This is a genomic window from Streptomyces sp. NPDC002742 (assembly GCF_042888885.1).
Lineage (GTDB): Bacteria > Actinomycetota > Actinomycetes > Streptomycetales > Streptomycetaceae > Streptomyces.
The window spans coordinates 34017-57451 of record NZ_JBIAQF010000035.1 but is presented as its reverse complement, the minus strand read 5'-3'; the positions used below and the strand labels follow the sequence as shown (position 1 = coordinate 57451).

The window sequence follows — 23435 nt, the reverse complement described above, 5'->3', positions numbered from 1 at the left end:
GTGACCTACGGGGGAGCGGACCGGGCCGAACGGGGGGCGGGCGGACCGGGCCGGTGCGTGGGGAGAACCCGGGGGTACGGGGGCGCGGACCGGGCCCTGCCGGGGTGCGGACCCGGTTCCGCGGTCGGGCCGGGACGTCAGCACATTCCGGCGGGCTCGGAGACCTTGCAGGTGTTGCCGGGGAACGTGTTGCCCTTGCCGGTGTCGCGGTTGGCCAGGTCGGACGGGCCGTTGCGCAGGACCACGTTGTCGCGCACGACGTTGCGCTCGCTGAGCGCGCCCACGAAGCTCTTGAACAGCACGATGCCGCCCGACAGCGGGGAGGTGCCCACGTTGTCCTCGACCCTGTTGTGCGTCACGCGCACGTCCTCCGCTCCGGTGAGGACGATCCCCGAGCCCTGGAGGGCGGGCAGCCGGGCGGTCTTGGGGCAGGACTTGTTGTTGGCGTGGATGTAGTTCCGGCGTACGGACAGGTCCCCGACGCGCGGCTTGTTCTCGTCGCCCACGATGAACACGGCCGTGCAGTTGCCGGTGGCCTCGTTGCGGGCGACGGTCAGGTTGCGCAGCCGCCGCACCGTGATGCCGATCCGGTTGCCGCTCAGCTGGTTGTGGGCGACCACCGTTCCCAGGGTGTCGCGGGCTCCCTCCTCGGTGGCGACCGTGTTGGAAAGGAAGACGCCGGCGTCGCCGTTGTCCTTCGCGGTGTCGCCCACGAACTTCGTGCGGACGGACCTCTCCTCGGCGAGGCCCCACTGGCCGTTCTTCTCCGCGGTCACCCCGCGGACCGTCAGCCCGTCGGTTCCCGACGCCCACAGACCCTGTTTGGAGAAGCCCCTCAGGGTCAGTGAGGCGACCGTGACGCCCCGGACGCGTTTGCTGTCCGTGCCCGTCACACAAATGCCGTTGCCCGCCTTGGCGCACGCGTCGGTTGTGGCCGTACCCGGCACGATGACGGTGGCACGGGCGCTCGCGCCCCGCAGGGTCAGGTCCGCCACCGTGATGGTGACGCTCTCGTGATAAGTGCCGGGGGCGACGACGACGGTGTCGCCCGCTCGCGCCGAGTCCACGGCCTTCTGGATGGATTCACCCGCGCGTACCAGGTGCACTGACGGGTGGTCGGCCGGCAGGGCGGCGCCCATGCCCGAGGCCACGACCACCGCGGTGCACGCGAGGTGGGCCAGCTGTTGTTTGGTCATGTGCCGAAGCTATGAACGGGTGTTCCGGGCCGCCACCGGTGATCCCCCAGGTGGGCCGCTGCTGTCACCGTGACGCGCCGGGAGGACCTCACGACGACGCCGCCCCGGCCGGAGGATCCGGCCGGGGCGGCGTGCGCGGAACAGAACCCGCGGGGGGTGGCGCCGGTGTGGTGCGTGGGTCAGGCGAGGATCGCCAGCGCCTCGTTCCAGGTGGCGGACGGACGCATGACCTTCGCGGCCTTGGCCGGGTCGGGCTGGTAGTAGCCGCCGATGTCGGCCGGGTCGCCCTGGACCGCGTTCAGCTCGCCGACGATCGTCGACTCCTGCGCGGTGAGCGTCTCGGCGAGCTGGGCGAACGACTTGGCGAGGTCCGCGTCGTCGCTCTGCCGCGCCAGCTCGTCCGCCCAGTACAGGGACAGGAAGAAGTGGCTGCCGCGGTTGTCGATGCCGCCGACGCGACGGGTCGGCGACTTGTCCTCGTTGAGGAAGGTCGCCGTCGCGCGGTCGAGGGTGTCGGCGAGCACCTGGGCGCGCGCGTTGCCCGTGGTGGTCGCGAGGTGCTCGAAGCTGGAGGCCAGCGCGAGGAACTCACCGAGGCTGTCCCAGCGCAGGTAGTTCTCCTTGACCAGCTGCTGCACGTGCTTCGGGGCGGAGCCGCCGGCGCCCGTCTCGAAGAGGCCGCCGCCCGCCATCAGCGGGACGATGGACAGCATCTTGGCGCTGGTGCCCAGCTCCAGGATCGGGAACAGGTCGGTCAGGTAGTCGCGCAGCACGTTGCCGGTGACCGAGATCGTGTTCTCGCCGCGGCGGATGCGCTCCACGGACAGCTTGGTCGCCTCGACGGGGGACAGGATGCGGATGTCCAGGCCCTCGGTGTCGTGCTCGGGCAGGTACCGCTTGATCTTCTCGATGAGCACGGCGTCGTGCGCGCGGTCCTCGTCCAGCCAGAACACGGTCGGGTCGCCGGTGGCGCGGGCGCGGGTGACGGCCAGCTTCACCCAGTCGCGGATCGGGGCGTCCTTGGTCTGGCAGGCGCGGAAGATGTCGCCGGCGGAGACGGCCTGCTCCAGGACGACGTTGCCGGCCTGGTCGATTAGGCGGACCGTGCCGGTGGCCGGGATCTCGAAGGTCTTGTCGTGGCTGCCGTACTCCTCGGCCTTCTGCGCCATCAGACCGACGTTCGGGACGGTGCCCATGGTCGACGGGTCGAAGGCGCCGTTGGCGCGGCAGTCGTCGATGACGACCTGGTAGACACCGGAGTAGCTGCTGTCGGGCAGGACCGCGAGGGTGTCGGCCTCCTGGCCGTCCGGGCCCCACATGTGCCCGGAGGTGCGGATCATGGCCGGCATCGAGGCGTCGACGATGACGTCGGACGGCACGTGCAGGTTGGTGATGCCCTTGTCGGAGTCGACCATCGCGAGGGCCGGGCCCTCGGCGAGCTCGGCGTCGAAGGACGCCTTGATCTCGGCACCCTCGGGCAGCGCCTCCAGGCCCTTGTAGATGCCGCCGAGACCGTCGTTCGGGGACAGGCCGGCGGCGGCGAGGGTCGCGCCGTGCGCCGCGAACGTCTTCGGGAAGAAGGCGCGCACCACGTGACCGAAGACGATCGGGTCGGAGACCTTCATCATCGTGGCCTTGAGGTGCACCGAGAACAGCACGTCCTCGGCCTTGGCGCGGGCGATCTGCTCGGTGAGGAACTCGCGCAGCGGCGCCACGTGCAGGACGGACGCGTCCACGACCTCGTCCGCGAGGACGGGTACGGACTCGCGCAGGACGGTGGTGGAGCCGTCGTCGCCGACCAGCTCGATCCGCAGCGCGCCGGCCTCGGTGATCACCGCGGACTTCTCGGTGGAGCGGAAGTCGTCGACGCCCATGGTGGCGACGTTCGTCTTCGAGTCGGACGTCCACTTGCCCATGCGGTGCGGGTGGGTCTTGGCGTAGTTCTTGACCGACGCGGGGGCGCGGCGGTCGGAGTTGCCCTCGCGCAGGACCGGGTTCACGGCGCTGCCCTTGACCTTGTCGTAACGGGCGCGGATGTCGCGCTCCTCGTCCGACTTCGGGTCGTCCGGGTAGTCCGGGAGCGCGTAGCCCTGCGCCTGCAGCTCGGCGACGGCCGCCTTGAGCTGGGGGATCGAGGCCGAGATGTTCGGCAGCTTGATGATGTTCGCGCCGGGCGTCTTGGCCAGCTCACCGAGCTCGGACAGGGCGTCCGCGATGCGCTGGTCCTCCTGGAGGAACTCCGGGAAGAGGGCGATGATGCGCCCGGCCAGCGAGATGTCACGGGTCTCCACAGTGACACCCGCCTGCGAGGCGTACGCCTGGACCACCGGCAGGAACGAATACGTCGCCAGGGCCGGGGCCTCGTCAGTGTGCGTGTAAATGATGGTCGAGTCAGTCACCGGGTGCTCCGCTCCACGTCTGCAACATTGCTCGACATCAAGATATCTCGTGAGCGGCCCCGGCTCGACAGGGGTCCGTCCCGGGTCGGCCCGGAGGCGCGGGATTCCGCCGTCCGCGTCGGACCGCGCGGACCGCGACGGCCACCGCCGGTGCCGCGTTCGGGCCGGGCCGGGCGGAAGTGAAAACGCGTGCCGGAGTGAACGCGGGAATCGCCGGATCGAGGCAACCGGGCGCTCCGCCCAGGCGTATTCCAGGTGATCGCCCACTTGATCTCGCGGCGGGTCTCCAGGCTCTCCGTCGCCCGAAAAGAAAGCGGACCATGAGATATCGCACCAGAGTGACGGCCCCCGCGGCCGCGCTGCTCGGCACGGCCGCAGCGCTCGTCGCCGCCCCCGCGGCCTCGGCGCGGCCCCTCGCCTCAAGACCGGACGAGGGCACCCCGGGCGCGGAGACCCTCGGCGATTCCGTCTTCCCGGCCCTCGGCAACGGCGGCTACCGTGTCGAGGCCTACCACCTCGACTTCTCGTACGACGCCACGACCCGGCTGGTCGACGCCAAGGCGACCCTGATGATCAGGGCGACCCAGGACCTCTCCCGCTTCTCGCTCGACGCGCTCGGCCTGGATGTGCGCACGGTGCGGGTCGGGGGTGTCGCGGCAGCCTTCGAGCAGGCGGACGAGAAGCTTCGGGTCACCCCTGTCCGCACCCTGCCGAGGTCCCGCGCCGTCGCGGTCTGTGTCGAGTACGGCGCCGACCCCGCCAAGGCACTCACGCACACCGCCTGGGTTCCCACCCCCGACGGCTTCGCGATATGTCCTCAGCCCAATTCCGCGCACACCGTTTTCCCTTGTAACGACCATCCGATGGACAAGGCGGACTTCAGCTTCCGTGTCACCGTGCCGAGCGGGCTGCGCGGTGTCGCGAACGGCACGCTGGTCTGCACGGAGAACCTGGACGGCGACCGCACCGCGTACACGTACCGCTCGGGTTCCCCGATGGCCACCGAGCTGGTGCAGATCACGGTCGGCGACTACGTCGTCAAGGAGCGGCAGGGGCCGAACGGGCTGGGGCTGCGCGACGTCGTCCCGGCGGCGCGCGCCACCGCGCTGGAGCCGGCGCTCGCGCTCACCCCCGGCCTTCTCGACTGGCTGGAACAGCGCCTCGGCGCCTACCCGTTCGAGACGTACGGGCTGCTGCCCTGCAACTCCGACGACGCGAACGCCTTCGACTTCACGGGCCTGGAGACCCAGACCCTGACGCTCTACAAGCCGAACTTCCTGCTCCAGGAGGAGAAGAAGATCGGCTCGCACATGATGCACGAGCTGGTCCACTCCTGGTTCGGCAACAGCGTCAGCCCGGCCAACTGGGCCGATCTGTGGCTGAACGAGGGCCACGCGGACTTCTACGGGCTGCTCTACCGCTACGAGCGCGGCTGGGCCGACTCGCTCGGCATGACCACCATGGAAGCCCGGATGAAGGACACGTACGCCAGGGGCGACCAGTGGCGCAACGACTCCGGGCCCGTCGCCGCGCCGAACGAGGCCGACCTCTTCGACAACCAGCGCTATCTGGGCGGTGTCCTGGTCCTCTACGCGCTGCGCGAGGCCCTCGGCGAGGACGTCTTCAACCGCGTCGAGCGCACCTTCCTGGAGCGGTACCGCAACTCCGCGACGACCACCGCCGACTACATCGCGGTCGCGTCCGAGATCTCCGGACAGGACCAGTCCGGTTTCCTCAACGATTGGCTGTACGGGACCAAGACGCCGCGCATGCCCAACCACCCGGACTGGACGGTCACCCCGGTGGTGACCAGCCTGGTCGCACCGCGCCACCGCGTGCCCGGCCACTACCCGGACTCGACCGCCACGCTCTGATCGCGCAGGCGACCGGCCACCGGCGGGGGCGGGGGCGGGGGCCGGCGAGCGGCGGGGGCCGGGCGGAGTGCTCCGCCCGGCCCCCGGACCGTTCTGAGGACCCGTTCTGAGGACCCGTTCTCAGGACTGGTCCTCGGGCCTGTTCTCAAGGCCGCTTCGCGGCCTCGCGCTGATGGGGGATGGCGGTTTCCAGGAACCCCGCGCCGCCCGGCTGGAGCGCGACGGTCCGGGCGGGCGACGGAATCCGGATGCCCTCGTCCCGGTAGCGCTTGTGCAGGCGCTTGATGAACTCGTGCTTGATCCGGTACTGGTCGCTGAACTCGCCCACACCGAGGATCACGGTGAGACCGATGCGGGAGTCTCCGAAGGTGTGGAAACGCACCGCGGGTTCGTGCTCCGGTACGGCGCCGTCGATCCCGGTCATCACCTGGGCGACGACCTCGTTGGTGACCCGCTCGACGTGGTCCAGGTCGCTGTCGTAGCCGACGCCGACCTGGACGGTGAGCGTCATCCGCTGCTCGGGCCGGGTGAAGTTGGTCATGTTCGTGCCCGAGAGCTGGGCGTTGGGGATGATGACCAGGTTGTTGGAGAGCTGACGGACCGTGGTGTTGCGCCAGTTGATGTCGACGACGTACCCCTCCTCGCCGCTGCTCAGCTGGATGTAGTCGCCTGGCTGGATCGTCTTCGACGCGAGGATGTGCACGCCCGCGAAGAGGTTGGCGAGGGTGTCCTGGAGGGCGAGGGCGACGGCCAGGCCGCCCACACCCAAGGCCGTCAGCAGGGGCGCGATCGAGATACCGAGGGTCTGCAGGACGATCAGGAAGCCGATCGCCAGCACCACGACCCGGGTGATGTTGACGAAGATGGTGGCCGACCCGGCGACGCCCGAACGGGACTGGGTCACCGACCGCACCAGGCCGGTGATCAGCCGGGCCGCGGTGACGGTCGTGACCAGGATGAGCAGAACGGTCAGCGACCGGTTGACGGTACGGCCGATCGGCGCGGTCAGCGGAAGCACCGCGGCCGCCGCGGCGATGCCCCCGGCGACGGCCGACCACGGCACCACGGTGCGCAGCGCGTCCACCATGATGTCGTCACCGCTCCAGCGGGTGCGTTCGGCGTGCTTGCCCAGCCAGCGCAGCAGCATCCGCAGCAGGAACGCCGCCAGCAGCCCCGCTGCCACGGCTATTCCGGCGATCATCAGGTCGTCCACGGTGACGGAGCGCTTCATCGATGACCTCCTCGGAAGCCGCGACCGGGGTGAGGGCCCGCGGGCCGAATGTGCTGTGTCGTCACTTGCCACCTGCTCGAATCCGGGAACGCACGATCATGCCCGGACGTGTTTTCGTCATCGTCCGGGGGGACCGCTCATCCTGCCGCATCCGCGTGCCCCTCCGTCACCAACCCCGTGTGCGGCCCCTCTTGACGGCTCACCCGGCCAACTGCCCTTGCCTGCGGGGGCGCGGGTGCGGGTGGCCGTCGCGCGGGCTCAGGTGTCGCCGCCACGGCCCTTGCCCGGCCAGTGCCGTCCCTACCGCTCCTTGACCTCGACGCGTGCTGTGTTGTTCTTCGGGCGGGGGTCTCCCTCCCGGTACAGCGTGGTGACGAAACCGGGCCGCAGGTCCCCTGACGCCTCGACGCGGAACTCGAACACGTACCGCAGCTCCTTTCCGGCCGCGAGGTAATTCCCCAAGGGGCTGGGGCTCCCACAGCCGTAACCCCGCCCCTTGGGTCCGCCGAGGCCCGGCTCCCTCAAGGGGGGGCGCGCGGAGGGCCGGTCGGTCTTGTGCCCGTAGCAGGTGGACGGAGCGTGCACGACGGTCACCCCCGGAGGCACGGACAGCCACAGCGAATCGTAGTTGCCCGACTCCTCCTTCGGCGTAGCGCTCCTGCTCCCGGGTCCGAGGTTGCGCACGGTGAACTCGGCCCGCACCACGTCGCCGGGCCTGCCCCGCAGGGTGGTCCCGGTGACGGCGAAGTCCGCCGTGTTGGCCACGTCGACGGCGGTGCGCAGCGGATGCTGCACCTTCGCGTCCGTGCGCAGGTGCGTGGCGGCGGAGGACCGGGGGACGGCCGTCAGCTCGTCGGGTCCGTCGCCCGCCCGTTGGTTGCCCATGGGCGACGAGTGGGCGTTGCCGGACGACCACAACCCCACTTCGTACCCGATGCTTTCCCGCATGGCGTCGGTATCCGCCCGTACCGTCCCGAGATCGAGGTCGTACGAGGACAACGGGTCGAAGGGGCCCCGCACCTTGCAGCTCACCGTCGTCCAACGGGTCTGTTCGCGTTCCCACACGCAGTTGCGGAACCGCTCGGTCAGCGACAGGCCCGGTGAGAGCGTCAGCCGGACCTCGACCGCGGGGAGAGCGGTGCGGGTGAAGTTGGTGAAGCCGCCCGGCAGCGGCAGCGTCCCGCCGGGGGCGAGCCGTTCGCGGGCGTTCGCCGCCCGGTCGAACACTTGCCCGGCCTCCCGGACCGTGACCGTGTATCGCTGCATGCCGTGCGAGCCGTCCCCGCCGGAAGCCGTGATCCGTACTTGGCGGGACAGGCCCGCGGCCGAGGTCTTCGGGCGGCCGACGCGTACAGCGCCGACCCGGACGGGAACGCCCCGCCGGACCGGGCCGATGCCGTGGCAGACGCCGATCAGGTCGCCGTCGGGGTCGCAGGGCACGTCCACGTCGTCCGAGACGGTCTTCAGGGCGGAGGCGTCGATCGTCACGGTGACGTCGGTGAGGTCGGTTTGTCCCACGTCGGACACCCAGATGCCGTTGGAGTGGGCGGCCTTGTCCATGGGGACTATCTCCTCCCACGGTGTGTCGACGACCACGACCAGGGGGTGTGTGGTGGCGTCCGGCCGCGTGGTGTCCGCGGTGGCGGGTGCGGTGATCAGCAGGGCGCCGGCCGTCAGAGCCATGCCGGCGAGCGTGAGGCGACGGGGGCGCAGGGGGGTGCGATTCATCAGGACTCCTCCCGGGGGGTGTGGGAGGCCTCGGACCGGCGCCGCAGCCACAGGGCGGCGCCGCCCAGGGCCAGCGCCGCGGCGATGCCGCCGCCGATGAGGACAGGGGAGAGGGAGGCGCCCGTGCTTGATGCCGACGGGGTGGCCGGGGCGCCGGCGATGTCGACCTTGATGGCGGCCGAGTTGTTCGACGGGTCGCTGTCGCCGTGGCCGATGGCCCCCGCCATCCTGATTCCGCCGGGCCTGTTGTCGGCCCGGTCGATGCGGAACACGAAGGGGAAGTACTCGAACTGCCCCGGGGACATGGTCCGGCTCTTGTCGAGACGGTGCTGCCAGCAGTAGTAGTGGGACGCGCCCGGGGCACCCTTGTCCCCGTGTCCTCGCTCCTCGCCCCGGCAGAAGTCGGGGACCTCGACGGCCGTCAGTCCGGGCGGCACCGTCAGGTTGACCACGACCGCCGTCTCGTTGTCCTCCTCGTCGTCGAATACGGCCCACACGCCCCCGGGACCGTTGTTGACGAAGAAGAAGTCGGCCTTGACCTTGTCTCCCCGCTTGCCGCGCAGGGTCACCTCGTTGAGCGCGAGGTCGACGGGGTTGTCGACGTCCAGACGGGTCGACACCACGTCGTACGAAGCCGAAGCCGAAGCCGAAGCCGAAGCCGAAGCCGAAGCCGAAGCCGAAGCCGAAGCCGAAGCCGAAGCCGACCGGACGTACCGGTCTGCGTGGTCGCGCTCGCCGAAGGCCAGCGGGCGGCCTGTGCCCCGGCGTGCGCCTTCCGGCGGCTTGGCCTCGGTGGGCACGCTGTAGTAGATGTTCCCGAAGCTCGCCGCGTTGTCGACGTTCACCTTGCCGAAGTCCAGGTCGTAGGACCGGCCGGGTCGCATCGTGCCTTCGAGTCGGCAGATCATGCTGTTGGCCAGCAAGGTCTCATGGCTCTCCTGGTACCAGCAGTTGCCGAACTCGTCGGCGAAGGAGAGGTAGCGGTCGAGTTGGACCTCCAGATAAAGGGTGTCGAGCGTTCGTCCCGTGCTGTTGGTGAATCCTCCGGGCAGGTCGAACGTCGCCCCCGGGGTCGTGGTGACCTTCTCGATCGCCCGGTCGAAGCGGGGCTTGTCCTCCTCGGCGGCGGCGAGGTGCGGTGTCCCCAGGACCATCAGCAGACCGGCCACCAGGGACAGTGACCAGGCACGACCGGACGGCTGCCCGAGCGTGCGACTCTCTCGACGGGGCAAAAGCCCTCCCTCTGTCGTGGAACGCCGGTGGGCCGACCCCTTGGAGCCGGCCCACCGGACGGTGTGCTCGCACCCTGAGACCAAGATCGCCGTACGAAGGTTGTACGAGCCCGGGCGTCAGACCTCGCTTCCACGGCTCAGACCCGGGCCCTGCACGCCTACCTGCGCCGACGCAACGCGAACGCCCGCCACCGCGACGTCCTGGCCGTCGAACGCGAAGAACGCGCCCGTATCCGCAGCGAGAAGGGCATCCGCTGGGGCGGACGCCCGCTCGCCGCCGCAGCCTGAACCACCCGGCGAACCTATGCGGTCGGAGCACTGGCTCCGGCCCTGGTGCCGGAGCTAGCCGAACGAACCGTGCCGCCCCGCGCCGGAGGCGAAGCGGGCCGCGCCCTCCATGCTCTCGTCCAGCACGCCCATGCCGTAACGGAGTTCGGTGCGCATGGCCTCCTTCTCGATCAGGCCCTCCTGGTCGAGGACCGAGGCGCGGTCGCTGCGCAGACAGGACTGCGGGAAGTCGGCGATCTCGGCGGCCAGTAGCTCGGCCTCGGCGCGGGCCCGGCCCACCGGGACGACGCGGTTGGCGAGCCCCATCTCGTACGCTTCCGGAGCGGCGACCGCGCGACCGGTGAGGATCATGTCCATCGCGCGGCTCGTGCCGATCAGCCGGGGGAGCCGTACCGTGCCCCCGTCGATCAGCGGCACCCCCCACCGGCGGCAGAACACCCCGAAGACGGCGTCCTCCTCGGCGACCCGCAGATCGCACCAGAGCGCCAGTTCCAGGCCACCGGCCACGGCGTGTCCCGCGACCGCCGCGATCACCGGCTTGGTCAGGCGCAGCCGGGTGGGACCCATCGGGCCGTCACCGTCCTCGGTGACCTCGTTGCCGCGCTCGGTGCCGATGGCCTTGAGGTCCGCGCCCGCGCAGAAGGTGCCGCCCTCGCCCCAGAGCACGGCGACGCGCGCCGTCTCGTCGGCCTCGAACTTCCGGAAGGCGTCCGCGAGTTCGGCGGCGGTCGGCCCGTCCACCGCGTTGCGGGCCGTGGGCCTGGAGAGGACGACGGTGGTGACGTGACCCTGACGTTCGATCCGGACCGGCATCGCGCTGTCCCTTTCTCCGGCCGGCGCGCCACACCGCACGCCGTGTTACTCCTCGGTATCACAGCACGCGACGGAACGCACGGCCTGGAGCGGAAGGGCCCTGATGCCCAGATGCCCCGGCCCTCCGACGCCCGGCCCCCCTCCCACGCCCGGACCCCCTCCGACGCCCGGACCCGGTCCGGGCACACCGCGCGAGCCGGAGCGAGCCGACAGGCCCGGCTCAGGTTCAGATCACCTTGTAGCGGACCAACGCGCCCAGCGTCAGCGCTCCCGGGAGGAGCGGCAGCCACACGGTGATGATCCGGTACGCCAGTACCACCGCGGTCGCCACGGCCACCGGGCCGCCCGCGGCGACCAGCGTCACGATCAGCGCCGCCTCGACCGAACCGAGTCCGCCGGGCGTCGGCACCATCGCGACCGCGACCGTCGCCGCCAGATAGGCGATCATCATGTGCGTGGGCGACACCGGGAGACCCAGCGCCCGCCCCACCGCGGCGAGTCCGGCCGCCTGGAGCAGCGGGAAGGCGAGCGAGCCGCCCCACAGGGCCAGGGCCCGGGACGGACGGGTGTGCACCGAGCGGGCCTCGCCGAACGCGGTGCGCAGGAAGGAGAAGACGGCCGCGCGCAGCCGTCGTACGAGAGCGAGCACGGCCACCGCGGCGCACAGGACCGCGCCGATGCCGAGCAGCAGCAGCGGGCCCACCGCCCCTTCCGGAAGCAGGCCGCCGAGCTGGAGCGCTCCGGGGAACGCGATCAGCAGGCCGGAGAGCAGGGTCAGCCGGGCGACCGACTCGGCGAGCAGATACAGCGCGAGCGCGGCCGACGACCGGGCCAGCGGTACCCCGCACACGGTCATGAACCGCAGATTGACCGCACCGGCGCCGAGACCCGTCGGCAGCAGATGGTTCGCCGCGCCCGCGGCGAACTGCGTGGCGAGCAGCCGGCGCGCCGGCAGCCGTTGCACGACCGCGCCCTGGCGGGTCACGGCCGCGGCCACCCACGTCAGACAGGTGGCGGCGGCCGCGGCCACGAGCCAGGGCCACTGGGCCGACCTCAGATGACCGAAGCCCTCGACGAGCACGGACCGGTGGCGCACGGCCACCACCAGGACCAGGGCGAGCGGCAGCAGGCACAGGACCGGACGGACGGCAGGCCGCAGGGCGAGGCGGCGGGGGAGCCGGGGCAGCGCCCGGGGAAGTCGTACGGATGTCACATCGGGAGAGGTTTTCCACACCGCACCAACGTGAGGTTGCGGGTGCGGAGACGGCGGCTGACACGCCGGGCAAGCCGTGGGAGCGGCGGCCCTCGGGGGCGCGGTGCCGACCCTGGTGTTCACCTCGGTGTCGACCGCGGTGCTGCCCCCGGCGATGCGGAGGGGCAGCCCGTGCGAGTGTTCCCGCCCGGAGCTGTTGACCTCAACAAAGCTTGAGGTCCTACTGTCTCTCTCATGAGCATGGAGACCACAGCCTGGACACAGCTCCACAGTGTCATGAACGCCCAACAGGAGCGTCGTCCCTTCGACCGTGCGACGCTTCGCCGCATCGCCGCCTTCGCCCGTCCGCATCGCCGTCGTATCTGGCAGTTCGTCCTCCTCAGTGTGCTGACCGCGCTGCTGGCCGTCGCGACGCCGGTGCTCGCGGGGCGCGTCGTGGACGCCATCGTGACCCACGGCAACGAGAGCACCGTCATCCGTCTTGCCGTGCTCATCGCCGTCATCGCGCTCGCCGAGGCGGCCCTGGGGATACTGAGCCGCTGGCTTTCGTCGACGCTCGGCGAGGGACTCATCCTCGATCTGCGGACGGCTGTCTTCGATCATGTGCAGCGCATGCCGGTCGCGTTCTTCACACGTACACGTACGGGCGCGCTCGTCAGCCGACTCAACAACGACGTCATCGGCGCCCAGCGAGCCTTCAGCAACACCCTGTCCGGAGTCGTCAGCAATGTGGTGACCCTGCTGCTCACCCTGGCCGTGATGCTCACCCTGTCCTGGCAGATCACCCTGCTCGCGCTGGTCCTGCTGCCGGTGTTCGTGCTTCCCGCCCGGCGGATGGGCAGCCGGATGGCCAAGCTCCAGCGGGAGGCCGCCGACCTCAACGCCTCCATGGGCACCCGCATGACCGAGCGCTTCTCCGCGCCCGGCGCCACCCTCGTCAAGCTCTTCGGGCGGCCCGGGCAGGAGTCCGTCGAGTTCGCGGCGCGCGCCCGGCGGGTGCGGGACATCGGGGTGCGTACGGCGATGGCCCAGTCCGCCTTCATCACCGCCCTCACCCTCGTCTCGGCCCTGGCGCTCGCCCTCGTCTACGGCCTCGGCGGCTGGTTCGCGCTGGAGGGCACGCTGCAGCCGGGCGCCGTCGTCTCGCTGGCGCTGCTGCTCACCCGCCTGTACGCGCCGCTCACCTCGCTCGCCGGGGCACGCGTCGAGGTGATGAGCGCCCTGGTCAGCTTCGAGCGCGTCTTCGAGGTGCTCGACCTGAAGCCGCTCATCGACGAGAAGCCGGACGCCCGCGCGGTCCCGGACGGGCCCGTCGCCGTCGAGTTCGACGACGTCCGTTTCGCCTACCCCTCCGCCGACAAGGTCTCCCTGGCCTCCCTGGAGGAGGTCGCCGCCCTCGATACCCGGGGCGGTGCCGAGGTCCTGCACGGCATCTCCTTCCGTGCCGAACCCGGCCAGACCGTCGCGCTCGTCGGTTCCTCCGGCGCCGGCAAGTCGACCATCGCCCAACTGCTGCCGCGCCTGTACGACACCGACGCGGGCGCCGTGCGCATCGGCGGGGTCGACGTCCGCGAGCTCAGCGCCGCGTCGATGCGCGCGACCCTCGGCATGGTCACGCAGGACGGACACCTCTTCCACGAATCGGTCCGCGAGAACCTGCTCCTCGCCCGGCCCGGCGCGACCGAGGACGAACTGTGGGACGTGCTGCGCCGCGCCCGCCTCGAAGAGCTCGTACGGTCCCTGCCCGACGGCCTCGACACCGTGGTCGGCGAGCGCGGCTACCGGCTCTCCGGCGGCGAGCGCCAGCGCATGACCATCGCCCGGCTGCTGCTGGCCCGCCAGCGGGTCGTCATCCTCGACGAGGCCACCGCCCACCTCGACAACACCTCGGAGGCGGCCGTGCAGGAGGCGCTCGCCGAGGCACTGGAGGGCCGCACCGCCGTCGTGATCGCGCACCGGCTGTCGACCGTGCGGGCCGCCGACCTGATCCTCGTCGTCGAGGCGGGCCGGATCGTCGAGCGGGGCACCCATGAGGATCTGCTGGCGGTGGACGGGCGCTACGCGGAGCTCTACCGGACGCAGTTCAGGACCGGCCGGGAGGACGCGGGGGAGATCCCGGTCGCGGTGGACGTGGCGCCGTAGGGCCCGGGGGAGCACGGAGCCGCACGCGTGGACGCCCGCCGTACCGCACCGGCGGGCGTCCACTCGTGTCCACCTTCGGGATCCGCGGGCCCGGCTGCCCTTCGGGACCTCGGTCAGGCGGTGAACCGGTGGCTGCCGGAGCCGACCCGGTACACCGCGCAGCCGTCCTCCGTACGCAGGAAGGTCGCGCGGGTGTGGGAGACCGCGTCCGGTCCGGTCGCGGGGATCCACACCTCGGCCGTGGTGTTGGCGGGCACGGCGCAGCTGAGGTCGAAGCCGCCGGAGCGCAGGTGCCACCGCGTCGAGACCGGTCCGTACACGGAGGTGAACGTGGCGCGCGCGGAGGTGACGTCGCCGCCCGGCCTGGGACGCACGACGATCTCCCGGTAGCCGGGGCGGCCCGGCGAGATGCCGGCGATGTTGGCGTACATCCACTCGCCCACCGAGCCGTACGCGTAGTGGTCGAAGGAGTTCATGTCCGGGGTCTGGAAGCTGCCGTCGGGCCGGACGGAGTCCCAGCGTTCCCACATCGTGGTGGAGCCCTTGTCGATCTGGTAGCCCCAGCTCGGGAAGGAGCGCTGCTGGAGCAGCCGGTAGGCGACGTCGGTGTGCCCGGTGTCGGTGAGGACGGGCAGCAGCCGGGGCGTGCCGAGGAAGCCCGTCGACAGGTGCCAGTCCTTCGCGCGGATCAGGTCGACGAGACGGCCGGCCGCCGCGGTGCGCAGGGCGTCCGGCAGCAGGTTCATGGACAGGGCGAGGACGTACGCCGTCTGTGTGTCGCCCTTCACCTTCCCGTCCGCGCCGACGTAGGCGTTCCGGAACGCCTCGCGAATGCGTTCGAAGAGACCGGCGTAGGGTGCGGGATCCTTGCCGAGCGCGGTGGCCATCCGGCCCGCGAGGTCGGCGCTGTGCGCGAAGTACGCGGTGGCGATGACGTCCTTGGGGGTCTCGTCGGAGACGTTCAGCCAGTCCCCGTATCCGTCCGCCGGTCGCAGCAGGTGGTCGCTGTGGCGCTCCAGGTAGCTCAGCCAGGACTGGACGGACGGCCAGGCGTCGGCCAGGACCTGCCGGTCCCCGTAGGCCTCGTACAGCGACCAGGGGACCGTGACACCCGCGTCGCCCCAGCCCGCGACGCCGTTGCCGACCGTCCCGACCATGGGTGCCACGTCCGTGAACGCGCCCTCCGCGGTCTGGCCGTCGCGCAGGTCCACGAGCCACTTGGCGAGGAAACGGGCCGACTCCATCGTGTACGCGGCCGTGGGCGCGAAGACGTTGATGTCGCCGGTCCAGCCCAGCCGCTCGTCGCGGGCGGGGGTGTCCGTCGGAACGGAGAGGAAGTTGCCGCGCTGTCCCCAAGTGATGTTGCTGTGGAGCTGGTTGAGCATCGGGACGTCGGTCTCGAAATCGAGGGTGAAGGGCGCCGACGTATGCATCACGCGACCGGTCACGGCCCGCGCGGAGGGAGTGCCGGGGAATCCGGTGAGTTCGACGTAACGGAATCCGTGGAAGGTGAAACGCGGTTCGTACGTCTCCTCGCCGCCCCCCTTGAGGGTGTACGTGTCGGTCGCGGCGGCCGAGCGCAGGTTCGCGGTGTAGAGGGTGCCGTCCGGGTTGAGGACCTCGGCGTGACGTATCCGCACGGTCGTCCCGGCGTCGCCCGAGACACGCAGCCGCACCGAGCCGACCATGTTCTGGCCCAGGTCGAGGACGAAGACGCCGGGCGCGGGTTCGGTCACCGTCTCCGCCGGACGTTCACCGGCCACGCGGACCGGGCCGTCGACCTGCGCGACGATCCGGCCGGGCGCGCCGTCGCCCGCCGTGCGGACGGCGAGCCAGGCGCGGTCGTCGAAGCCGGGTGAGGTCCAGCCGGGGGTCTCCATGCGCGCGTCGTACGTCTCGCCGCCCAGCAGGTCGGCGGCGACGATCGGCCCGGCCGCGGCCCGCCAGTTGGTGCCCGAAGTGACGCGTTCGCTGGTCCCGTCGGCGTAGTCGATCTCCAACTGGGCCAGCAGGGCGGGGCGTTCACCGTACTGGTGAGGCCCGAACATGCCGACGTTGCCGGCGTACCAGCCCGGCGCCACGTACGCGCCGATGGCGTTCGCGCCGGGCCGGACAAGGGAGGTGACGTCGTACGTCTGGTACTGGACGCGTTCGCGGTAGTCGGTCCAGCCGGGGGCGAGCTGGTCGCGCCCCACCCGGCGGCCGTTGAGGTGCGCCTCGTACAGGCCGAGAGCCGTGGCGTACAGGCGGGCGCGGGCCACCTTCTTGCGGGGGAGCGTGAACTCGTGCCGCAGCTGGTTGGCGGCGAACGACGCCGGGACGACCCTGCCCCAGGGGCCCGCCCCCCAGGTGGCGGCCTGCTTCGCCGCCGGCCAGCCGCTGTCGTCGAAGCCGTCCCCGCGCCAGTCGCCCGCGGGCTCCGAGTTCGTCGTCCGCCAGGAGGCGTCGGTCACGATCCGCTGTTCGCCGGACACCGTGCTCAGGGTGAGGACCGCGACCAGACCGGCGGGGCCCACCGTCGCGTTGGTCGCCGCGACCGCGAGGACGTTCCGGCCGGGGCGCAGCCGCGCGAGGACGTCGACGACGGCCGGATGGCGCCAGTCCTCGTTGTCCGTCTCCAGGTCGGTGCGGGCCACTTCGGCGCCGTTCACGGACAGGGAGAAAACGTTGTCAGCGGTGATGGCCATCTTCGCCGCCGTGACGCCGTCGGGGAGGTCGACGACCCGCCGGAACCACCGTGTGGCCGCCGGAGCGCTGCTCGCCGGATCACCTTCGGGGAACCAGATCCAGCTGCAGCCTTCGAGGGAGGGCGCGTCCGTGAGGACGGCGGGAGCCGAGACCCAGTCCGCCGACCACGAAGCGTCCATGAGTCCGGTCTCCCACCAGGACGGCGCGCTCCAGCCGGAGGCCGCGCCGTCGGTGTCCCAGACCCGTACGGACCAGAAGTAGCGGGTCCGGGGGGCGAGTTGAGGACCGGCGTACGGGACGAGGACGGACTGGCCGGACGTCACCTTCCCGCTGTCCCAGACGTCCGGACGGGACAGCCCCGACGCGCTGGAGGCGACGCGGAGTCGGTAGGCGCTCTGGAGCGTCTCCGGCTTGTCCGAGACCAACGGCCAGCTCAGCCGGGGGCGTTGCGCGTCGAGTCCCAAGGGGTGCTTGACGTACTCGACGGTCGGAGCGGTGACGCGCGGAGCTCCGCGCCCGGTACGCGGCCCGGCCGTCGCGGACACCGGTGCGGACATGGGCGCCGGTACGGAGGCGGCCACGGCCGGTCCCGCTCCTGTGGCCGTCGCGGCGACGGCGCCCGCCGCGCCCGCCAGAATGTTCCTCCTGCTGATCAACTGCGGCCCCTCACCTAGGAGTTGTGAATCGATTCACAGCGGTGAAGGTAGGGGCGTGGGGGGTGAGGGTCAATGAGGGTGCAGGTAATTTCCGGGATTCGACTCTGCTGATCCGTGTCATCGCGGAGATCTGGCTGGTTCCCCCACCTGTGGATTGAACGGTTTCAATTCATGAGTGGAGTGGTCCCCGCCCGGTCCCGGCACGCTGTCGCGCGCCTGACGGCCGCAGTCCCGACCGCCCACGGCCACGCCGGGCGGCGAAGGGCCGGGAAGGTGGGTCGAATCTCCGTGGCCCTGGGCCGCGTCCTCGGCCATGATGAACGGCGTTGTCTAGGCAGGGTGGTAGTCGGGGTGGGGATTTCGTGGGCGACGCGTGAGTTGCTCGACAGGTACGCCGGCGATCCGAAGACGGTGACCTGGCGGTGGGAGTCGATGGTCGTGGACGTGGTGCTGCGGTACGGGTCCCGATCCGACGTGGAGGCGCTTCTCCCGGTGTTCCTCGACGATCCCGGAGCGCGCGAGAAGCTGGTTCCGATTTTCGCCCGGCACGGAGATGTCGGTGTGGCTGAACGCCTGCTGGAAGCGGGCGTCGAGGCGGGCAGGTTGCGTGACGGTGTGCCGACCGGTGTGCTGCACGCTGTCGGTTACCTGGGGTGCGAGTCGGCCGAGCGGATGTTGTGGGAGCACGTCGAGCGTCCTCACTACGATCACCACGAGGCGATGGACGCGTGCCTGGGCTTGCTGCACCTGCCGTGCCAGGGCCTGCGGACCGAGATCGCGGAGGCTCTGGAGCGGCACGTCGGCTCCGGCCTGTTCCCTGAGTTCTTGCCGATCCTCGCCACGAAGACGGGTGATCCGTCATGGTTGGGAAGGCTCGTCGAGTGGGGCGAGAGCGGTGCGTCCACGGACTGCAACGGCGGACTGATCCTGGGCATCGCGGCTCACGGCGACGCCGCACGCGCCGAATTCAACCGGCTGCTGTGGAATCCGCGCTGGCAGGCCTACGGCGGCGGAACGGGATCGGACCGCTGGGCGTATGCGGGCGCACGCCTGCTGGGACTCGGTATGCCGGAGCTGTACGCCGAGCTGGTCGCCCGATTGAACTCCGACGAGAGCACCGACGGCAAACGGCACTGCGTCGAGACGTTCAGCGCGCTTCTGAGTCATCGGGTGGAGCGCAGCTGGACCGGTCTGCGCACGGCGCCGGAACCGGACGAGAGCGGTGACGCCCTGTGCGACCTTCTGTTCGAGTGGTCTTCCCCTCATGAGGACGACTCGCTGATCGGCCTGGCCGGCCGTGTGCTCGGCCACGAGGACCGGCTCGTCACGGAGTTGTACCACCTGGAGGCGGCCCTGCGGAGTGAGGCGAGACACGAGCTGGAGCTCCGAGTGGTCGCGTCTCACTGAGGGGGAGGTCGACGGAAGGCCCCGCCCTGCCGCTTCGCGCCCCGGAACCGATCGTGGACGGTCACGGGGCGCGAGAAGGCCGCGCTTCGGCTCGGACGGTGTGCCCGCCCGCGTCGAGCGGTTCATCGGCTCGGTCGATGAACTTGGGTGGCGGAATCCGTCTCCCCTGCTCGAAGGAGGCGATCGTCGACGCCGGGCACCCCGTCCGCGCCCCGAGTGGCGGAGAGCCGCGAGGCGGGCGTCACGCTGAAGGTGCCCGCGACGTCCTTTTCGATTATTTGCGTACTTCAGTAAGAAATTTGCGACAACTCGGCGGCACTTCTGCCGCCGTGCCCGGCACGGTGCAGGCGGAGGACTACGACACCGGCGGCCAGGAAGTGGCCTGCAACGTCACCTCCGTCAACGGCGCCGCCAACTCCTACCGCGCCGACGGCGTGGACCTGGACCCCTGACCCTCGGTGGCAGTACCGACGGCACCACCTTCAACACCCTGAAGTCCTCGGCCGCCCACACCTTCGACCCGAGCACCGAGAACACTGTCACGCTCATTTTCCCCACCGCCACCCAGCGCTACTTCCGCGTCACCGTCACCGCCGACAGCGGCTGGCCCGCGGGCCAGGTGTCCGAGTTCCAGATCTGGACCTCCTGACCCCACCACCCCCCACGGTGCCGCCGGACACCCCGTCCGGTGGCACCGCCATGTGCGGGGTCCGGTGCTGGATGCAGCCTCGAGGCGCGACATTAGATCTTGCAGACCAAATTTTTATTGTTGCAATGTTCTGTCTAGTTCTTGCGTGTCCATGTCGAGGATATTACGGTCCCCCTCGCGTCGTCAGCACCCCCCTGTCTTCCCCCTGCCTTCCCTTGCCTCCCGTCACCCCTTGAGCCCCGTTCCTCCCTCTCTGGCGGTGTCAGCGGCACAGTTCCGGCATTTCTGAAAGGAGTGGCACGTGTTCCATTCCATCCGAGATCTGAGACGAGCCCTCGTCTGGGCGGTCAGCACCGCGATGCTGGCCGCCCTCGGCGTCTTCGCTCTGGCCGTCCCACCTGCTTGGGCGGCGGCCGCTGCCACCGGCGGCAACGGCGCGAGCCTGCCGTACGTCGAGGTGCAGGCAGAGAATTCCGCCACCAACGGCACGTCCATCGGCCCGAGTTACACCCAGGGCCAGTTGGCCGACGAGGCGTCGTACCGCAAGGCGACGACGCTCCAGGGCACCGGCAAGTACGTCACGTTCACCACGCCGGTGGCGACCAACTCGATCAACTTCCGGTACAGCATTCCCGACACCTCGGGCGGCTCGGTCTACACCGCCGCGCTGTCTCTGTACATCAACGGCGTCAAGCAGCCCGACTTCACCCTGACGAACGCCTACAGCTGGTACTACGGCAGCTACCCCTTCACCAATTCGCCCGGCAGCAACCCGCACCACTTCTTCGACGAGGCCCACCGTCTGTTCTCCACCACCTATCCGGCGGGAACGACCTTCAAGCTGCAGGTCGATTCGGGGGACACCGCCTCCTCGTACACGATCGACTTCGCCGACTTCGAGCAGGTCGGCGCCGCCCTGACCGCACCCTCGGGGGCGGTGTCGGTGACCAGCAAGGGCGCCGACTCCACCGGTGTGGGCGACGCGACCAGCGCGTTCAACGCCGCGATCAGCGCGGCCGGCCCCGGTGGCACCGTGTGGATCCCGCCGGGCACCTACAACATCCCCGGCCACATCAGCGTCAACAACGTCACGATCGCCGGCGCCGGCATGTGGTACTCGACCGTCACCGGCACGGCCCCCGGCTTCTACGGCGGCTCCGCACCCTCGGCCGGCACCGGCGTGCACCTCCAGAACTTCGCGATCTTCGGCAATGTGCAGGAGCGCGACGACAGCGCCCAGGTCAACGGCATCGGTGGCGCGATGAGCAACTCGACCGTCTCCAACCTGTGGATCGACCACATGAAGGTCGGCGCCTGGATGGACGGGCCGATGGACGGGCTGACGTTCAGCGGCATGCGCATCCGCGACACCACCGCGGACGGCATCAACTTCCACGGCGCCGTCACCAATTCGAAGGTGACCAACAGCGACATCCGCAACACCGGTGACGACGGCATCGCCACCTGGGCGGACTCCGGTATCGGTGCCGACGCCAACGACACGATCTCCAACAACACGGTGTCACTGCAGATCCTCGCCAACGCCATCGCGATCTACGGCGGCCACGACAACACCGTCAGCGGCAACCGGGTGGTGGACACCGGCCTCGCCCAGGGCGGCGGCATCCACGTGGGGCAGCGCTTCACCTCGACGCCGGTCGGTACCACCACGATCTCCGACAACACCATGATCCGGGCCGGCAGCCTCGACCCGAACTGGCAGTTCGGCGTCGGCGCCCTGTGGTTCGACGGCAGCCAGGGCGCGATCACCGGCCCGGTCAACGTGACCAACGCGCTGATCCAGCAGAGCCCGTACGAAGCCGTCCAGTGGGTCGAGGGCACCATCAGCGGGGTCAACCTCAACAACGTGACCATCGCCGGCACCGGAACCTTCGCCCTCCAGGAACAGACCGGCGGCGCGGCGAAGTTCACCAACGTCACGGCGACCGGCGTCGGTTACTCGTCCCCGGTGTACAACTGCTCGGGCGGCAACTTCGTCGTCACCGACGGCGGCGGCAACTCCGGCATCAGCGGCACGCCGTACTGCGGCGGTTGGCCGGCGCCGGTCTACCCGCCCTACCCGTCCGAAGGCGTGACGGCCACCCCCGGCGCGCTGAACTTCGGTTCGGTCCCGACCGGTTCGACGAGCGACGCACAGACCGTGACGGTCTCCAACCCGACCAACACCGCGGCGTCCGTCTCTTCGATCTCCGCCGGCGGCGACTACTCCCAGACCAACACGTGCGGCTCGTCGATCGCGGCGAACGGCTCGTGCACCGTCAGTGTGAAGTTCGCGCCGACGGCGACCGGCACCCGTAGCGGATCTCTGACCGTCAACGCGGGCGGGATCACCAACACGGTCAGCCTCTCCGGTACCGGCACCGCGCCCGGCCCGGTCCTGAACACCGACCCGGCGAGCCTGACCTTCGACGCCACGGTGGTCGGCTCGTCGGCCACCGCGCAAGCGGTGAAGGTGACGAATTCGGGCACCGCGTCTGCGACCGTCTCGGCCGTCGCGGCGACCGGTGACTTCAGTCAGACCAACAACTGCTCCACCCTCGCGGTCGGTGCGTCCTGCACGGTGAACGTCGGGTTCAAGCCCACCGCGGGCGGATCCCGTACCGGCAAGCTGACCGTCACCAGCAACGCCAACAACAGCCCGACCGTCGTCTCCCTGACCGGCAGCGGCATCGACAGCACCACCAATGTCGCCGCCGGGCGGCCGGCGACGGCGAGTTCGGGCAACAGCCCGTACGTCGCCTCGAACCTCACCGACCCGGACGCGTCGACGTACTGGGAGGGCACGAACGGTTCGTTCCCGCAATGGGCCCAGGTCGACCTCGGCCAGAACTACGGCGTCGGCAAGGTCGTGCTCAAGCTCCCGCCGGCGACGGCGTGGTCGGCTCGCACGCAGACGCTGTCGGTGCAGGGGTCCACGGACGGTTCGAGCTTCTCCACGATCAAGGCATCGGCCGGGTACACCTTCGACCCGAACGCCAACAGCAACACGGTGACCATCACGTTCAGCGCCGCCACGGCGAGATACGTGCGGGTGAACATCACCGCCAACACAGGCTGGAACGCGGCCCAGTTGTCGGACTTCGAGGTGTTCCCCAGCGGCGGCGGCTCCTCGCCGGCGACCCTGTCGGCCGACCCGACATCGCTGACGTATCCCACCCAGGCGCTCAACACCTCCAGCGGTGCGCAGACGGTCACGGTGACCAACACAGGAACCGCGGCCGCGGCCGTTTCGGGCATCACCGTCACGGGTGACTTCTCGGGGACCGACAACTGCGGGACGTCGATCGCGGCGAACGCCTCCTGCACGGTGAACGTCACCTTCAGGCCCACCGCGTCCGGCACCCGCACCGGCGATCTCAGCATCGCCAGCAACGCGTCGAACGGCACGACCACGGTCGCGCTGACCGGCACCGGCGCCGGCACGGTGAGCAGGAACCTGGCAGCCGGCGCGGCCACCACCGAGTCCAGCCACACCGACGTGTACGCGTCCTCGAACGTCACGGACGGCAACCAGGGCTCCTACTGGGAGAGCGCCAACAACGCTTTCCCGCAGTGGGTCCAGGTCGACCTCGGCTCCGCGCAGAGCGCCGGCCGCGTCGTCCTCCAGCTCCCGGCCGGCTGGGGCGCCCGCAACCAGACGCTGTCCCTGTCGGGGAGCACCGACGGCGCCTCCTTCACCACCATCAAGTCGTCGGCCGCGTACACCTTCGACCCCGCCACCAACAACACGGTCACCATCACGTTCACCGCGGCCACCCAGCGATACGTCCGGGTGAACATCACGGCGAACAACGGCTGGCCGGCCGGTCAGCTCTCCGAGTTCCAGGTCTGGAACACCTGACCGACCTGCCTTGACGGTGCCGCCGAGCGCGGGCGTGCTCGGCGGCACCGACCACCG

At 70.4% G+C, this 23435-nt stretch carries 13 protein-coding genes and 2 pseudogenes; 6 read left to right on the top strand and 9 right to left on the bottom strand.

The features are described 5' to 3' along the window. Nucleotides 1–137 precede the first annotated feature (137 nt). The gene (locus ACFYW8_RS39230; RefSeq protein WP_389090257.1) at nt 138–1196 is read right to left on the bottom strand and encodes a nitrous oxide reductase family maturation protein NosD; all 1059 of its coding nucleotides are present in this window, start codon (nt 1194–1196) and stop codon (nt 138–140) included. A gap of 179 nt (nt 1197–1375) precedes the next feature. Continuing rightward, complete coding sequence (locus tag ACFYW8_RS39225; RefSeq protein WP_389090254.1) at nt 1376–3595, bottom strand: NADP-dependent isocitrate dehydrogenase; 2220 nt, start codon at nt 3593–3595, stop codon at nt 1376–1378. Nucleotides 3596–3915: 320 nt separating this feature from the next. On the opposite strand from ACFYW8_RS39225, the gene ACFYW8_RS39220 reads away from it, so the two are divergent. After that, on the top strand, nt 3916–5469 hold the full coding sequence (locus tag ACFYW8_RS39220; RefSeq protein ID WP_389090251.1) for a M1 family metallopeptidase: 1554 nt from the start codon (nt 3916–3918) through the stop codon (nt 5467–5469). A gap of 145 nt (nt 5470–5614) precedes the next feature. Here the strand turns inward: ACFYW8_RS39220 and ACFYW8_RS39215 are convergent, their stop codons facing one another. The 3 genes from ACFYW8_RS39215 to ACFYW8_RS39205 all read right to left on the bottom strand — a co-directional run bounded on the left by ACFYW8_RS39215 (nt 5615) and on the right by ACFYW8_RS39205 (nt 9660). Then, on the bottom strand, nt 5615–6700 hold the full coding sequence (locus tag ACFYW8_RS39215) for a mechanosensitive ion channel family protein (protein WP_365869817.1): 1086 nt from the start codon (nt 6698–6700) through the stop codon (nt 5615–5617). Between the two features lie 300 nt (nt 6701–7000). After that, complete coding sequence (locus ACFYW8_RS39210) at nt 7001–8428, bottom strand: hypothetical protein (RefSeq protein WP_389090247.1); 1428 nt, start codon at nt 8426–8428, stop codon at nt 7001–7003. Continuing rightward, entirely contained in the window at nt 8428–9660 is a 1233-nt protein-coding gene (locus tag ACFYW8_RS39205; protein WP_389090244.1) for a hypothetical protein, read from the bottom strand. The genes ACFYW8_RS39210 and ACFYW8_RS39205 overlap by 1 nt, the downstream gene beginning before the upstream one ends. Nucleotides 9661–9792: 132 nt before the next feature. Here ACFYW8_RS39205 and ACFYW8_RS39200 point away from each other — a divergent pair. Then, a pseudogene (locus tag ACFYW8_RS39200) lies at nt 9793–9948 on the top strand (IS630 family transposase); the annotation flags it as partial. A 54-nt stretch (nt 9949–10002) separates the two neighbouring features. On the opposite strand, the gene ACFYW8_RS39195 reads toward ACFYW8_RS39200, so the two are convergent. Both ACFYW8_RS39195 and ACFYW8_RS39190 read right to left on the bottom strand, forming a co-directional pair. Further along, nucleotides 10003–10761 carry a crotonase/enoyl-CoA hydratase family protein gene (locus ACFYW8_RS39195; protein ID WP_365869820.1) on the bottom strand — a complete coding sequence of 253 codons (759 nt, stop codon included), beginning with the start codon at nt 10759–10761 and terminating at the stop codon, nt 10003–10005. A gap of 226 nt (nt 10762–10987) precedes the next feature. Continuing rightward, a complete protein-coding gene (locus ACFYW8_RS39190; RefSeq protein WP_365869821.1) occupies nt 10988–11974 on the bottom strand; it encodes a lysylphosphatidylglycerol synthase transmembrane domain-containing protein in 987 nt (328 codons plus the stop codon). Between the two features lie 240 nt (nt 11975–12214). Here ACFYW8_RS39190 and ACFYW8_RS39185 point away from each other — a divergent pair, with 240 nt between their 5' ends. Next, complete coding sequence (locus ACFYW8_RS39185; RefSeq protein ID WP_389090325.1) at nt 12215–14116, top strand: ABC transporter ATP-binding protein; 1902 nt, start codon at nt 12215–12217, stop codon at nt 14114–14116. Nucleotides 14117–14229: 113 nt separating this feature from the next. On the opposite strand, the gene ACFYW8_RS39180 is transcribed toward ACFYW8_RS39185, so the two are convergent. Next, on the bottom strand, nt 14230–17460 hold the full coding sequence (locus tag ACFYW8_RS39180) for an alpha-L-rhamnosidase (RefSeq protein WP_389090239.1): 3231 nt from the start codon (nt 17458–17460) through the stop codon (nt 14230–14232). Between the two features lie 351 nt (nt 17461–17811). Between ACFYW8_RS39180 and ACFYW8_RS39175 the strand changes: the two genes are divergently transcribed. Next, nucleotides 17812–18867, top strand: a complete 1056-nt coding sequence (locus ACFYW8_RS39175) for a hypothetical protein (protein ID WP_389090236.1) — start codon at nt 17812–17814, stop codon at nt 18865–18867. A gap of 61 nt (nt 18868–18928) precedes the next feature. Here ACFYW8_RS39175 and ACFYW8_RS39170 read toward each other — a convergent pair. Further along, a pseudogene (locus tag ACFYW8_RS39170) lies at nt 18929–19072 on the bottom strand (transcriptional regulator); the annotation flags it as partial. Between the two features lie 94 nt (nt 19073–19166). Here ACFYW8_RS39170 and ACFYW8_RS39165 point away from each other — a divergent pair. Together ACFYW8_RS39165 and ACFYW8_RS39160 are read left to right on the top strand one after the other, a co-directional pair. After that, nucleotides 19167–19319 carry a hypothetical protein gene (locus ACFYW8_RS39165; RefSeq protein ID WP_389090233.1) on the top strand — a complete coding sequence of 51 codons (153 nt, stop codon included), beginning with the start codon at nt 19167–19169 and terminating at the stop codon, nt 19317–19319. Nucleotides 19320–19817: 498 nt separating this feature from the next. Then, the gene (locus ACFYW8_RS39160; protein ID WP_389090230.1) at nt 19818–23378 is read left to right on the top strand and encodes a choice-of-anchor D domain-containing protein; all 3561 of its coding nucleotides are present in this window, start codon (nt 19818–19820) and stop codon (nt 23376–23378) included. Nucleotides 23379–23435: the final 57 nt, after the last annotated feature.